This window comes from Pseudomonas chlororaphis subsp. piscium, from assembly GCF_003850345.1.
Lineage (GTDB): Bacteria > Pseudomonadota > Gammaproteobacteria > Pseudomonadales > Pseudomonadaceae > Aquipseudomonas > Aquipseudomonas piscium.
This window is the reverse complement of the sequence record NZ_CP027707.1, coordinates 4,911,840-4,925,296: the sequence shown is the minus strand read 5'-3', so window position 1 is coordinate 4,925,296 and position 13,457 is coordinate 4,911,840. Positions and strand designations below refer to the sequence as shown.

At 55.8% G+C, this 13,457-nt stretch carries 15 protein-coding genes; 10 read left to right on the top strand and 5 right to left on the bottom strand.

Annotated elements, in window-relative coordinates; translation table 11 throughout:
• Positions 1 to 11: 11 nt before the first annotated feature.
• Genes sctI through C4K38_RS22015 form a run of 4 tightly spaced genes read right to left on the bottom strand, consistent with a single transcriptional unit; the run spans position 12 to position 1,610 of the window.
• Positions 12 to 344, bottom strand: coding sequence for a type III secretion system inner rod subunit SctI (sctI, locus tag C4K38_RS22030; protein WP_053280188.1), 333 nt, complete (start codon positions 342 to 344; stop codon positions 12 to 14).
• A 10-nt stretch (positions 345 to 354) separates the two neighbouring features.
• On the bottom strand, positions 355 to 663 hold the full coding sequence (locus C4K38_RS22025; protein ID WP_053280187.1) for an EscG/YscG/SsaH family type III secretion system needle protein co-chaperone: 309 nt from the start codon (positions 661 to 663) through the stop codon (positions 355 to 357).
• Positions 660 to 875 (bottom strand): type III secretion system needle filament subunit SctF, encoded by a 216-nt coding sequence (gene sctF / locus C4K38_RS22020; RefSeq protein WP_053280186.1) that lies wholly within the window; start codon positions 873 to 875, stop codon positions 660 to 662. Before sctF ends, C4K38_RS22025 begins: the two co-directional genes overlap by 4 nt.
• Positions 876 to 881: 6 nt before the next feature.
• A complete protein-coding gene (locus C4K38_RS22015; protein WP_053280185.1) occupies positions 882 to 1,610 on the bottom strand; it encodes a helix-turn-helix transcriptional regulator in 729 nt (242 codons plus the stop codon).
• Positions 1,611 to 1,970: 360 nt separating this feature from the next.
• On the opposite strand from C4K38_RS22015, the gene C4K38_RS22010 reads away from it, so the two are divergent.
• The 7 genes from C4K38_RS22010 (at position 1,971) to sseE (ending at position 6,870) form a co-directional block, all read left to right on the top strand.
• The gene (locus C4K38_RS22010) at positions 1,971 to 2,756 is read left to right on the top strand and encodes a hypothetical protein (protein WP_053280184.1); all 786 of its coding nucleotides are present in this window, start codon (positions 1,971 to 1,973) and stop codon (positions 2,754 to 2,756) included.
• Between the two features lie 122 nt (positions 2,757 to 2,878).
• Complete coding sequence (locus C4K38_RS22005) at positions 2,879 to 3,238, top strand: hypothetical protein (RefSeq protein ID WP_053280183.1); 360 nt, start codon at positions 2,879 to 2,881, stop codon at positions 3,236 to 3,238.
• Between the two features lie 19 nt (positions 3,239 to 3,257).
• Positions 3,258 to 3,809 (top strand): type III secretion system translocon protein SseB, encoded by a 552-nt coding sequence (gene sseB, locus C4K38_RS22000; RefSeq protein WP_081001567.1) that lies wholly within the window; start codon positions 3,258 to 3,260, stop codon positions 3,807 to 3,809.
• Positions 3,810 to 3,864: 55 nt separating this feature from the next.
• On the top strand, positions 3,865 to 4,350 hold the full coding sequence (locus C4K38_RS21995) for a SycD/LcrH family type III secretion system chaperone (RefSeq protein ID WP_053280182.1): 486 nt from the start codon (positions 3,865 to 3,867) through the stop codon (positions 4,348 to 4,350).
• Positions 4,347 to 5,834 (top strand): type III secretion system translocon subunit SseC family protein, encoded by a 1,488-nt coding sequence (gene sctE, locus C4K38_RS21990; RefSeq protein ID WP_053280181.1) that lies wholly within the window; start codon positions 4,347 to 4,349, stop codon positions 5,832 to 5,834. Before C4K38_RS21995 ends, sctE begins: the two co-directional genes overlap by 4 nt.
• Before the next feature lie 15 nt (positions 5,835 to 5,849).
• The gene (gene sseD / locus C4K38_RS21985; protein ID WP_106698174.1) at positions 5,850 to 6,437 is read left to right on the top strand and encodes a type III secretion system translocon protein SseD; all 588 of its coding nucleotides are present in this window, start codon (positions 5,850 to 5,852) and stop codon (positions 6,435 to 6,437) included.
• 1 nt (position 6,438) lies between these two features.
• Entirely contained in the window at positions 6,439 to 6,870 is a 432-nt protein-coding gene (gene sseE / locus C4K38_RS21980) for a type III secretion system effector protein SseE (RefSeq protein WP_053280180.1), read from the top strand.
• A 258-nt stretch (positions 6,871 to 7,128) separates the two neighbouring features.
• Here sseE and C4K38_RS21975 read toward each other — a convergent pair whose 3' ends face one another.
• A complete protein-coding gene (locus C4K38_RS21975) occupies positions 7,129 to 7,404 on the bottom strand; it encodes a hypothetical protein (protein WP_053280179.1) in 276 nt (91 codons plus the stop codon).
• Positions 7,405 to 7,905: 501 nt separating this feature from the next.
• Here C4K38_RS21975 and C4K38_RS21970 point away from each other — a divergent pair.
• From C4K38_RS21970 to C4K38_RS21960, 3 genes are read left to right on the top strand one after another with little or no spacing between them, the layout of a single operon-like run.
• A complete protein-coding gene (locus C4K38_RS21970; protein ID WP_053280178.1) occupies positions 7,906 to 10,278 on the top strand; it encodes a type VI secretion system Vgr family protein in 2,373 nt (790 codons plus the stop codon).
• Between the two features lie 17 nt (positions 10,279 to 10,295).
• Complete coding sequence (locus tag C4K38_RS21965) at positions 10,296 to 12,494, top strand: phospholipase D-like domain-containing protein (RefSeq protein WP_053280177.1); 2,199 nt, start codon at positions 10,296 to 10,298, stop codon at positions 12,492 to 12,494.
• The gene (locus C4K38_RS21960) at positions 12,475 to 13,386 is read left to right on the top strand and encodes a tetratricopeptide repeat protein (protein WP_053280176.1); all 912 of its coding nucleotides are present in this window, start codon (positions 12,475 to 12,477) and stop codon (positions 13,384 to 13,386) included. The genes C4K38_RS21965 and C4K38_RS21960 overlap by 20 nt, the downstream gene beginning before the upstream one ends.
• Positions 13,387 to 13,457: the final 71 nt, after the last annotated feature.

The window sequence follows — 13,457 nt, the reverse complement described above, 5'->3', positions numbered from 1 at the left end:
CCAGCCCCCGGTCATTGCATGCTCACCAGCTTGTTCACCCCTTGGGCAAGAGAGCCGGCGGTTTTGGCGATCAGGTCGACTTCAACGATGGCGTGCAACATGTTCGACTGGGCAGAGAGCATTTTCAACGGACTGTCGAGCACACTTTCACGGGCCGTTGCCACGGCGTTACTGAAGGTGCTGGATTGAGTCTGCAATTGGCTGATGGCGGATATCTCGGGAGGGTTCTGCGCCTGACCGAACAACGCCTGGTTGAAAGCGGCAATATCGGTCGGCGTGGGGGACGAGGGCGCGGAGTCTTTCGGCGCGTGGAGTGCGGCCATGCGGACAGCTTCGATTTCCATGGGGGAGGTCTCAGGCAAGTTGAGGGGGTTGGGAGGGCTGTGCAGGGATGGTTGGTGCGTCCTGGGAAGCGCTTTCGATCAGGCGCCGAAGCGTGTTGGCTTCGTCCGAGGCGTCGCCGGCCAATAACGCCAGCGCTTCATGCCTGCGTGATAGACCGATCAGCAAGGTCGCTTGCAGAATCCGCAGGTCCGCGGGTTCGCTCACCAGGTGAGGCAGGGCGCTGCGAATGGTTTCGGCCTGTTCGACAAAACCGTGATTGACCGCCGCCAGGCCGGTCTCACAGACAATGCGGCAGACATCGCGCTCAAGGATGTTCATATCTTCTGGATGATCCCTGAAAGCATGTCCTTGACCGCTTTCATCACCGCACTCTGATAAGTGACAAAGGTTGAATACTGCTGAATCGCAAACTGCGCCTGGAGCATCCGCGCCGGGTCGTTCATGTCGGCGGCAGTCAGCTTCGACTGGACCTCGTTGCCAGCCTTTTCGACCATTTGCGAAAGCTGGTTATTGACGGTTTCGATGTCCATGATCCGTTATCCCGCATGGCTGATGGCTGGAGTGAGGGCTGCCTGGGCACGCAGGCGATATTGGGTGGGGCTACAGAGGTAACGTTTGCGAAAGCTTTCGGTGAAATGCCCGTGATTGGAGAAGCCGCATTCAAGGGCTATGTCCAGCACCCGCATCGAGGTAGACAGCAGCAATTCCCGGGCTCGAGTCAGTCGACGTTCCAGCAGCCAGCGCTTTGCGGACAGGCCGTATTTTTCCTGGAACAACAGATTGAACTTGCGCAACGGCATATTGAATTCCAGCGCATAGCGAGCCACCGACCACTGATTCAGGGCGTGTGTTTCGATGAACTCAAAGAAGGGTTCGTCTCCGGTCATGATGTGTTGCAGCAACGCGGAGAAATAGCGCCGGTCCACTCCCAGGCAATAGATATAGGCAAAGCGCAGCAAGGTATCGGGGGCTCCCTTGGCCAACAGTTCAAGCACGCTGATCACGTCATCCTGCGCCTTCACCATCCTGATGGGCGCTCGCCAAAACAGGGTGCCATGGGTGATAGCGAGCAAATCCACGACATCGGCGTATAGGTGCTTGAAGTCGGCAGGGTAGAAGTCGAAGTACTGAAGGTCGTTGTTTGCACTACAAGGCGCTGCTTCGTTACTCGCCACGACGACAGAGTTTGGCGGTATGAGTTGCACTGCGCCGTCAACATGCACCTTGCCGCCGTACTTTCCGAATAGAAGTCGTACTGCCTGCATCGGTCCTCCCTTGCTGGATCACTGTCTGAGTGAGCGCCATGGTCACGCGAGTGCTGAAAAATATGCATCAGGTGATTACCTGAAAGATAAGGTGCCGGAGCCGTCATTTTCATCAGGAATTGACTAAATATGTAAGGCGTCGATACCTCGGTAAAAATTGGAATGTTTGACGGGAATTCAGAAGAGTCAAATTGGGTGAGTTGTATTCTCGGCGGGTCACTGTGAAAAGAAGTTCAGGGTCCATGATTTCTATTCGTGGTGATAAATGAAGCCTGGTGATATGCCAGTGCGTCGTCATTCAGTCGGCGGGGCACCCCTATATTTGCCATGGTTGAGCTTAATACCATTGGGAATACATGTATGAATATGGCAATAACAGCAACCACCCCGAAAAGCTCCCTGGAGGACGTGCGGCCAACACCACAGTCCGTTGCCAATCCACAATCGATGTTCAGTAATGGTTTGATGAGCATGCAAAACATCATGTTGCAACTCACTCAGTCGGGTAACGATCTGTTCGCACAGATGAACAAGAAGTCCGAAATTGCACGTGATGCACAAGAAATGGCCAATCAGGTTGAGGCCGTCATGTCCAGGTTGGTAAAGCCAGGGGATAAATTGGCGCTGCCGGAAAGTACCGTGGCTTATATGCGAGCCAACAACATTCTGGTGGACGGCAAGACCATTGACGAGTTCATGGGCGAACGCTCAGGCGCTCAGGCCAGTCTTGAAACGCTCATGGCCAAGATTGCCGCATCCGGTCCCGAGGGCATGGAAACCCGTTCATGGCAGGAAGTCATCACCTACATGGATGCGAACGGCATCACCGTTGACGGCAAGAAGGCGTCCGACTATGTCTGGGGACTGCCGGAAGTCAATTTCCAGAGCGGCAAGAAAGTCAGCCTGGAGCACATGAACACCATTCGCCAGGCGCTTGAAGACTCCATGGCCTTCGACAAGGGCGACTTGATGATGGTCAAGTCTTCCCTCGAGTCGGTGGCTGGACGGGCAACGGACTTCAACCAGCAAAGCCAGTTGAAGTTGCAACAAGTCATGCAGAACTTCAGTACCTCCAATCAGTTGACACAAAGCATGCAAAGCATGTTGGCCGAGATGACCAAAGGCACGGCATCGGCGATTCGTTAACCGCAGATCCGCAATAACTCTTTTAACGATTAACAGGCAAAAAAGTAAGACGTCATCGACTTCCATAAGTGTGGGTGAGGGTGACGGGCTAATCTGGTTTTGCCCTGGGGATAGAGTGCCGAATGGACGACATGGAAAAACTGAAAGCCATGGTGGTCGAGCTGGGTAAGAACAAGTCGACATTTACCCGGCAGATACTGGAATTCGAAAAGCTGCAGTCGGAAATCGCCGAGCTTCAACAACGAGCAAACTTTGATCCGGCCGCCAGGAGCAAGCTGGACAAGTTGAACGACTATATGAGCCGAGAAGGAAATGACTCGCAGCGTCGATTTGCAGAAAAAATGGCGAGATCTGAAACAAGCCTGAAAAAAGTTGGAGAGCAACTGAACTCGTTATCTGTTCTTCAACAAGGCTCGTCAGGAAAGGAAGTACCCGCGGTAAAAAACACTGCACTGAAAAAACTCAGTCGAAACTTTGCTTGAATCCTTTGGAGAAAACACGATGGATCCTATTGTCAATAAATTTACTCCGGTCAACTCCCTGGGCTCCGTACAGCCAACCCCGCAGTCGATCGTGAATTCGCAGTCGATGTTCAGCAATGGTCTTCAGACCATGCAGAACATCATGTTGCAGTTGACTCAATCGGGTAATGACCTGTTCGCGCAGATGAACAAGAAGTCCGAGATCGCCCGTGACGCACAGGAAAAAGCCAACCTGGTGGAAGGGGTGATGGCCAAGCTGGACAAGCCGGAAAGCAAGGGCGAACTGCCGCCGAGTGTCATTGACTACATGAAGGCCAACAACATTCTGGTCGACGGCAAGACCATCGATGAGTTCATGGAAGGCAAGGGCGGCAAGCTCGATAAGGGCGACCTGATGATGGTCAAGTCCTCGCTGGAAACCGTGGCGGGTCGTGCCACCGACTTCAACCAGCAAAGCCAGTTGAAGTTGCAGCAGGTGATGCAGAACTACAGCACCTCCAACCAACTGACGCAGAGCATGCAAAGCATGCTCGCTGAAATGACCAAGGGCACCGCCTCGGCTATCCGTTGATTGGATAACGTGCTGGCCGCCCGGGTTTTCCGGTGTGGCCAGCCAAGGAGTCATCATGACACAACCTATTTGCAGTGCCGGTCAGGACGACCACGAAGTGCTTCAGCATTTCTTTGCACGCGGTGGCTCGATTCGTATGTTGGCGGATATCACGCAAGCCGATATCGACAAGCTGTATGCCTACGCGACGCAGCTGTTCAACAGCGGAGACATTCAAGCAGCACGCAATGTCTACTCCTTGCTGGTGCGTATCGACCACTGGAGCTTTGAGTGCTGGTTGGCCCTGGGACTGTGCAATCAGCGCCTTGGCCTGCATGAAGAGGCCGTCAGCAGTTTCGGCCGGTCCGGGATGATTAACGTGGATGATCCACGTTCCGCCTATTTCGCAGGCATCAGTCATAGCCTTCTGGGACAGATCGAGTGTGCCCGCAAAGCCTTCAATGCCGCGATCAAATGGTGCAACCAACAGCCTGAGCATGAGGCTATTCAGCACAGTGCCGCGCAATTGCTGGCCCATTGTGCGGTGGAGGTATCGGCATGAGCATCACATTAAATCCGCGGCCGCTGACGGCGCCGCCAACCGAGCAGATGCTCATCTCGGACAACCCGAAAATACAGGCAGAGGCACAAACCGGGGCCAATGCTTCGCGCGGTCCTTCGACTGTGTTCGGCGATATCAGCCAGCAACATTCGCGGGTCAATACCCCACCGCCCCCCAAACTCCAGGTGTCGCAACTTGAGGCCATGAAGGCCCTGGATCGGATCTTTGCCAATGTCCCGGCCAAAAACGAAAGCGGTACTCCGATCAGCCTGAAGGATCTCGAGAAGATTCCGATGGACTCGATCATGTTGGCCTCGACACTCCTGTCCAGTGAGATTCTGGGCAGTACGGCCATGGCCAAGTCCAAAGCCCTGGCGATCATGACGGACAAGCAGGAGAGGGTGCGTCAGCAAGAGGTTGCCGACTTCCGCGAGCAGATGGACAAAGCCATCGAGCAGCAGGAAAAGGCCAAAAAGGCAGGCATCTTCGGTGTGATCTTCGATTGGATTATCGCTGCCGTTGAAATTGTCACAGGGGTGGCAAAAATCATCGGTGGGGCGCTGACCGGCAATGTCATGACGGCTGCCGGCGGGGCGATGGACTTGATGGCGGGGCTCGCCGGTGTCGTCAAGGCGGCAGCCAACACCATGGCCCTGATCGATCCCGACAATGCTGAAAAGTACCGGGCGATTGCCGACGTGGCCGGCAAGGTCCAGCTGGGTTTTGAAATTGCCGGAGCGGTGATCGATATCACCAGCGCCGCACGCAATATGTTGATGACCAAGGTCATTCCGAAAGTTGCCGGTACGGTGCTCAAGGAAGGTGCCGAACAAGCCCTGGTGGCCGGTATCAAGGCCGGGAGCAAAAGCGCAATCGACCAGACGGCGAAGATGGTTGGCAAGGAAGTCGCATCGCAGGTTTCCGCCCAGATTGCCCAGAGCCTGGGCAAGGTCGCAATGGAGGCGTCCAAGACGGCTGGCAAGGAGGCCGCCCAGAAAATCGTGCAGCAGCTCGGTGTAAACCGGATGTTGGAAAAGTTCTCTCAGGAAGCCATCGAACAGTTGGTGACCAACGCAGTGAAGAAGGTCGGGCACGGTGCGATCGACAAAGGTGTGGAAATGACTGCCAAGGAAGTGACCAAGGCAGTGACCAAGGAGATCAATCGCGAAGTGCTGCAGGTTGCGCTCAAGGCTTCGACCTACACCGCAGTCAACGTCACACGAGGTGCGGTGGCCGGCGCCAGCCAGATCACCGCCGGAGCACTGGCAGCGGACCGCGCCAAACTGCAAAAAGAGATCAGTCAACTCATCCTCGATCAGCAATGGCTGCAGTCGCTTTTCACTTTCTATAAAGACGAAAAGGACGCCGCCATGAAGCGGATTGGCGAACTGGTCGAAGGGCAGTCCCAAGTCGTTCAAGACGGCAGTAAAGCCATCGCACAAGCGGGTGCGGTGCAAGTGCAGATTGCCTCGGCAATGGTTTGATACCAGGAGAAGAAAATGACCACTACAGTGAATACTCAACCCTTGGCTGCTTCTTTGCCCATGCAGGATGCAGGGGATACCCGGACGTTCGACACAGGTGAAAACGCCTTCACGCGCATCAACGAAATTATTATGTTGATGAGGAAAATGAACATCGACATGCGCGATACGTTGCGCGGATTCCACGATGAGATGCAGAAGAACGCGTTCGACAAACAGCTCACTGCGCTGGCGACCAAGCAAGACGCCATTGAGTCGACATTCAAGGCGGCAATGACCGGGGCGATTGGCCAAATTGTGTCCGGCGTTGTGGGTTTTGGCGGGGCTTTGACGGGCAGTCAGCTGGCGTCATCGGCGACCGCTGGACTGGGCAAAGCCACTGAGGGGCTTGGCGGTGTAGCCGCGGCGGGCGTCAGTCGTGACGCGCAACAGGCTCAATTGCTGGGAGAGTTCCAGGCCAATGCTGCGGAAAACTTCGCGAAAAACGTGGCGGCTACCGCCGATCGTGCCGCCGAGGCTTCCCGGCAATTACGCGATGCAACCCGTGAACTGGTCGGCCTCTATGAGCGGATGGCCAACGCCGTGCAGATGAGAGCGAAGTGAGATGCCTGTTCTCCAGTCTATTGATCCGGTCACACTGTTTCTCAAGTTGCAAGGTTTGCAGCCAGAAGTCGCCTATTTTGAAAAAAGCGATTTTGTCGTGGGGTGGCAGGTTCACTTGGGAGACTTCGAACTGGTTTACCGGTTTGAAGACAACACGCTGACGGTGTGCAACTTCACGGCCATCGAAGGGGCCAAGGGAACGAGCGGAGCGGTTTCCCAATTCATCTTTCTGATTCACCGTATCGAGCGCTATGTCAAAGAGCTTTATTCGGTGCGAGGACGATTCATCGACAGTGTTGCAAACTCGAAAATCAATCAGGTTCGCGAGCGACTGGCGAATGTATTGATGGCCAAAGGTGCATCCTGGCAAGAGATCGATGGAGAGTCCTGGTTGGTTTATCCATTGGCTTCGAAGATGGCACAGCCGCAATAGCATCGGGTTGAATGGGCCGAGGCCGGGGCCTGGAAGTTCTGATCGCGTGGCTGTCAGATCGTATCGCGGGCAAGCCTCGCTCCTACAGACGCGTGGGTGTCGGGATGATTATCAAAACGCCACCGTCCTGTGGGAGCGAGGCTTGCCCGCGATAAACCTCAACGATAACGCGTCGCCTCTGCGTGCCCCTGAATCAAAAGATCCAGGGGCTTTTTTAATGCCCGCAACAGGCGGTCGCTGAAGAGGTTCGCAGAGGCCTCAAGCGCTTAGAGACTCTTGCATCGCCTTACCCTGAGCAACATCCAGCAACGCTACACCATCGCTCAGCAACAGCGAGGCGATATCGGCGATCTGGAACAAATCACTTTCATCCGCGGTACGCGCGGTCATGCACGACAGGCTGTTCATCAGTTTGTGAATGGCGCGAACGCACCGGTCGGCGCAGGCCAGTAAGTCCACCAGCGAGGCGTTGGAATCGATCAGCAGGACAGGATGCTCGGTGGCGGTGCTGTGAAGCGGGATATATCCGTTCATTGATGTAGCTCCATGCGTTAAGTGGGCTACCTCCAGACCCTCCTACAAGCTGGGTGGCAGCAAAAAAACACCCAGAAAAAGCTGGGTGCTTGTGCACGGTGCGATTCCCGGGCTCCTACACCCGGTCGCTGATTTGGCAGCGATCGGCGCAGAGTAATGACGCGCTTTCATGAGCGCAATCCCGACTCAATGACTGAACGTAACAACTCAGCGATGCATGCCGATTCGTGATTTCGCTGCGGTTTTGGAATGAGAAAGTTCCTTTCATTCGTTCAGGCACTGGATGGGGGGCAGTCATTCTCTGAAAAAGCTGATGCCTTCTTCCAATTCTTTCCTAGAGGTTTAGGACGACTCCTAGATCAATGCCGTTGGTGACTTGCTAGCCTGGCTCGGCTGTTCAGCTTGGCCAAATCCGGATGTAGCCAGGCCAAAAGCGAGTTGCGCTGACATCAAGTCCGCGCACAAGAGCTCGCGCTATGTCGCAGTCCAAAGGAACAAAGGATGTTCAACAAAGCCAATGAAACCCACTTCAGCCTGACGGTCGACGACTTCCAGGGTGACTTGCAGGTGCTGTCTTTCGAAGGGATCGAAGGCATCAGCCAGCCGTTCCGTTTCGATCTGGAACTGGTCAGCGAGAACCCCGACCTGGACCTGGAAACGCTGCTGCACAAGCAGGCTTTTCTAGCGTTTGATCCACAAGGTAGCGGCATCCACGGCCAGATCTACCGCGTGGCCCAGGGTGATGCCGGCAAGCGCCTGACCCGCTACAAGGTGTCGTTGGTGCCGCAACTGGCCTACCTCGAACACCGCACCAACCAGCGCATCTACCAGCAGCTGTCGGCACCGAAGATCATCGCGCTGATCCTCGAAGAGCATGGCATCCAGGGCAATGCCTACCGGTTCCAGCTCGGCACCCTGTGCCCGGACCGCGACTACTGCGTGCAGTACGACGAAACCGACCTGCACTTCATCCAGCGCCTGTGCGAAGAGGAAGGCCTGCATTACCACTTCCAGCACAGCCCGCAAGGCCACCTGCTGGTGTTCGGCGACGACCAGACGGTGTTCCCCAAGCTCGGCCAGCCCACCGCCTATATCCAGGGCAGTGGCATGGTCGCCGACGAGCCGGTGATCAAGGGCTTCAACCTGCGCCTGGAAACCCGCACCAGCCGCACCACCCGCCGCGACTACGACTTTGAGAAGCCGCGTCTGCAGCTGGAGGCCGCCTATAAACCCGAGGCCGAAAGCGAAGAGCCGGACCTGGAAGACTACGACTACCCGGGCCGTTTCACCGACCGTGCGCGCGGCAAGTTCCTCAGCCAGCGCGCCCTCGAACGTCACCGCGCCGACTACCAGCAGGCCGAAGGCTGGGGCGACCAGACACGGCTGGTCAGCGGCCACTTCCTGGAGCTGTCCGAGCACCCGCGCAGCGAATGGAACGACCTGTGGCTGCTCACCCATATCGTCCACGAAGGCAAGCAGCCACAGGTGCTGGAAGAGTCGGTGACCAGCGACACCACCGACGCCCCCTATGGCAAGAAGGACGACTTGCATCAGGGTTATCGCAACCGCTTCCTCGCCACGCCGTGGGACGTTTTCTACCGTCCACCCCTAAAGCATCCGAAGCCCCGCGTGCTGGGTAGCCAAACGGCTAAAGTCACCGGCCCCCAAGGCGAAGAAGTCCACTGCGACCAGTACGGCCGCGTGAAGGTGCAATTCCATTGGGATCGCGAGGGACAGGGCGATGATAAGACCAGCTGTTGGTTACGCGTCTCTTCCGGCTGGGCCGGTGCTCACTACGGCGGCATTGCCATTCCTCGCGTTGGCATGGAAGTGCTGGTGACTTTTCTCGAGGGGGACCCCGATCAACCGCTGATCACCGGCTGCCTGTATCACAAGGAAAACCAGGTCCCCTATGACTTGCCCGCCAACAAGACTCGCAGCACCTTCAAAACCCTCAGTTCTCCAAGCGGCGGTGGCTACAACGAACTGCGCATAGAAGACAAAAAAGGCGCCGAACAGATCTTCATCCACGCCCAGCGCGACTGGGATGAAAACATCGAGCACGACCAGAAAATCCGCATCGGCCACGAACGCCACGACACCGTGGAGAAGAACACCTACACCGAGTTCAAGGCCGAAGAACACCGCACCACACACGCCGACCGCAAAGTCGAAGTCAAAGCCGACGATCATCTGATTGTTGGTCAGGACCAGCACATCAAAGTCGGCACGGCTCAACTGATTCAGGCCGGTCAGGAAATCCACCTCAAGGCAGGACAAAAAATGGTGGTCGAAGCCGGAGCAGAGCTCACGCTGAAAGCTGGGGGCAGCTTTATCAAGTTGGACGCCGGTGGCGTTACCGTGGTGGGGCCGGTGGTGAAGATCAATGCAGGAGGGGCGCCGGGCCAAGGTACCGAGAATGCGGCGCTATTACCCATCATTCCGCTACCCGCTGACAGGGACAAGGCGGGCGAGCTTCTGGAACCTGCGGTCTCGCAACCCGCTCCGGATGTCATACACAAACTGAGCGCGATCCTGAGCCCGTTACCGGGACTTCCAGGATACGAGGATGAGCCGTATACCCTGTTTGCCGATGGCGCGGCTATTCAGGAGGGCCTGACCGGGGCCGATGGCCTGATCAAATTCGAGCACGTCCCTGGCACTCAAGCCTATGCGGTAGAGCTGATGAATGGTCATCGCTTCGAGATTGAGCCAAAAGAAGACAGCAGCCAATCCGATTCACCCAATCAGCAACTGGCACGCCAAGGTTATCGCGACTATCACGCACAGGCCGCTCAGCTCGAACCCTTGGGTTCAACAGATGATTACCGCGCCGTTACCTTGAATCCGGCAAGCAAGCCGAAGAGCCATTGAGTGCAGGAAGCCATCGAATGACAACGGACTACAGCAAGGAAGTTATTCAGCTAACGCCTAAAGCACACAAGTCCACGGCCTTGACCATGGACTGGTTCGCCAGAAAAGCGCTCTACCCGCCGCGAGCCGGTATGCAGGTCACCCCGCTGATCAACGGTGAGCAAGCATTCGGCGCTGTATACGATGCCATTCGGGGCGCGCAAAAAAGCGTCGAAATCATCAGTTGGGGATTTGACCCAGCGATGCGTTTCAAGCCCGACAGTGATCGAATCGGTGAACTGCTGGATGTTCAAGGTCGACACGGCGTCAAGACGCGTGTGTTGATCTGGAAAAACCCGCTGGCCAACTTTGTTGAAAACACCATCATCGGTGATGGCCTCGCGGGTTCGGGAGGCACCGCAATAGGATCGGGCGTGACCGGAGCAAGCGCAGCCTCCGATAAGGACCTCAAGTACCGTCAGACGTTGGAGTTTCAGCGCACTTATTATCAGGATGAACTGGCCAAATTGTATGCGGCTCAACGGCAGCTTGACGGTGGAGGCAAGCCCCCCCGGCCGCCCAATCCTGCGCGTGAACGTGAGTTGCAGGCCATGCTGGCTGACATCGAAGCTCAGCTGAATGGGGAGGGCGGCTACAACACGCTCAAAGGCTCGGGTGGGCCCAAATATTCCCCCCAGGATGAGCAATACACCCGGGAATGGTTTAACCGCCTGCACGATGGGCGGATGCAGAACGTCGAGTTTCGCACCCGCGATTTTTCCACCGAAGTTCCGCTCAACGCGATCATGCGCGGACCTCAAATGGCCGGGGAAAAGGGGCGTCTGGCGACGCTCTATCGACTGATAAAAGGCGAAGCGCCCGACGTCAACTTTGCGCACATGCTGGCGCTGACGTTCTTTGCCAGCCACCACCAGAAGATGGTTCTGGTGGACTATGAAGACACCGCGAACGCGGTCGGCTTCGTCATGGGGCACAACATGCATCGCAATTACTGGGATACCAGCGCGCACCTGTATGACGACAAAGCCGCCCGGCGCAGCCCGGGCTTCGGCCCATGGCAGGACTTGTCGATGAAAGTGCGAGGTCCTGTGCTGCATGACCTGAACCACAACTTCAGCACTGCCTGGGATCGGGAAACCTTTTGGATCAAAAGATGGTTTACCGATGGCCTGCGCGATCAACGCGAGGCGATCAAGCCAGACAACTTCAAAGCCGCCGGCTCGACCATGGCACAGGTTTGCCGTACCCAACCGCAAGAAGGGGCGGAAACCTCGATTCTGGAGCTCTACCACAAAGCGTTAGGCAACGTGCGCAACTACGCCTATTTTGAAAACCAGTACTTCCGCTACCCGGCGTTTGCCAAACAGTTACGCGAGCTGGCGACCGCTTATATCGCCAAAGGCAGAGACAAGGACTTGTACGTGTTCGTGGTCACCAACAACCCAAACAAAAGGGGTTTTTCCAGCACCACCTACGCCACCTTGCAGGAGCTCGGGCAGGAGCAACTGATGCCCCAGGCCCAGCGCACGCTGGCGGAAGATATGCTGCGCAAGCGCAGCCAGTTGGCGTATCTGGAGGCCAACCCACACACCGACCCCTACGTGCAGCGCGCTCAGCTCAACCGAGCCGAGATACTGAAGCGCGAGATCACCGAGCTGGAAAAAAAGGGCATTACCCCTGAAGTCGAACAGCGCCTGGGCGGTCTCAAGGCAAAAGATATTCCTGAGCTCGGCCAGCCAAAATCGAATGACGGTGAAGAGCCCAAACCCTACACCCTCAAGGACATACCCGGTCTCAAGGTCGTCATCGCCACCCTGACTGCATGCACGCCGGAACCCGGAGGCACTTTATCCGAGGGGCAACAGGCCTACTTCCGGGATATCTACGTGCACTCCAAATTGTTGGTTGTGGACGACGTCTTCAGCCTGCTCAGCTCCGCGAACATCAACGCCCGCAGCCTGCATACCGATTCTGAACTAGGCCTCGCTGCACCGGATGCCGAGCTGGCCAAGCATTGGCGGGAGGAGTTGTGGACGTTGCATGCAGGTGCGTCATTTGATGATGACCAAGGACGCTGTAATGCAGCTAAAAATTTCAAAACGTGGAATGAAGTGATGGATAAAAATTGGGAAAATAAAAACAAAAATGAGCCGTTGATAGCCCATCTAACGCGTTTTTGGGACGTGGAGACACCCTATGCCAAAGCCATTGACTAAAGCCATCACGCTTTGTGCCATCACTGTTTCTATCTTGTTGAGCGGAGCTCCGGCTATGGCCTATCCAACTTTTACCTGCGCCTACGAAAAAGACCACAACCCGCCACTGGATGCCGAGGCAGATGGTTGGTTTCAACAGGCCCGCGTTCTAGAGAAAGTGCGTGGTGTCAAAGACTGGCGAACTATCGTCGGGCTCTACGAAAAAGCCATTGCTAAAGATCACTGGAAGGCAATGCATAACCTGGCGGGGCTCTATCGAACAGGCTGGCCCGGACAACCCGGTGTTGAGCAAGACACTAGCAAGATGCTCGATCTTTATGAGCGCATGGTGAAGCTCAAAGTACCGTTGGGTTATTACAATTGGGCCGTGGTTGTCGAGAACGGGCAAGGCGTTTTGAAGTCAGACCGGATGGCCAGTTCCTATATGTTTCAGGCGGCGCAATTGGGCAGTCCTTTAGCACAAGTTCAAATTGGCCAATACTTCGCCTTTGCTCTCCCCAGGGATAAGCAGGACGATGACATGGCTGAGCGCTATTACCGATGTGCGGGCGCTCAGGACAATCCTGACGTCATAGAGAAAACCGCAAGTTTTTATGATACAGCTAGAAAAAACAAACCACGTGCACTGTTCTATTATCAACGCGCCGCATCGTTGGGTAGCTCCACAGGGCTAAGTAATTTAGAAGGGGCTTTCGACGCTGCGCCAAGACCGATATACAACTTTGGGTATCAGCCAGACCCTAAGCTCCATGAGTTGTATGCCAACTTGTCGAAAGAACTAGATGCCAATCCTAATTTGCGCTTCCCTAATCTGATGAAAGACCATCCTCTACCCGCCCACCCCAAACAGGGTTATGACGCAGAGCACCCAGATCGCAGGCCGGAAATTTGAATGACTGTATTCACTCCAGTAGCGACGATCTAATGGAATACGCCACATGAAGAACGACCTTATTTAAGTAC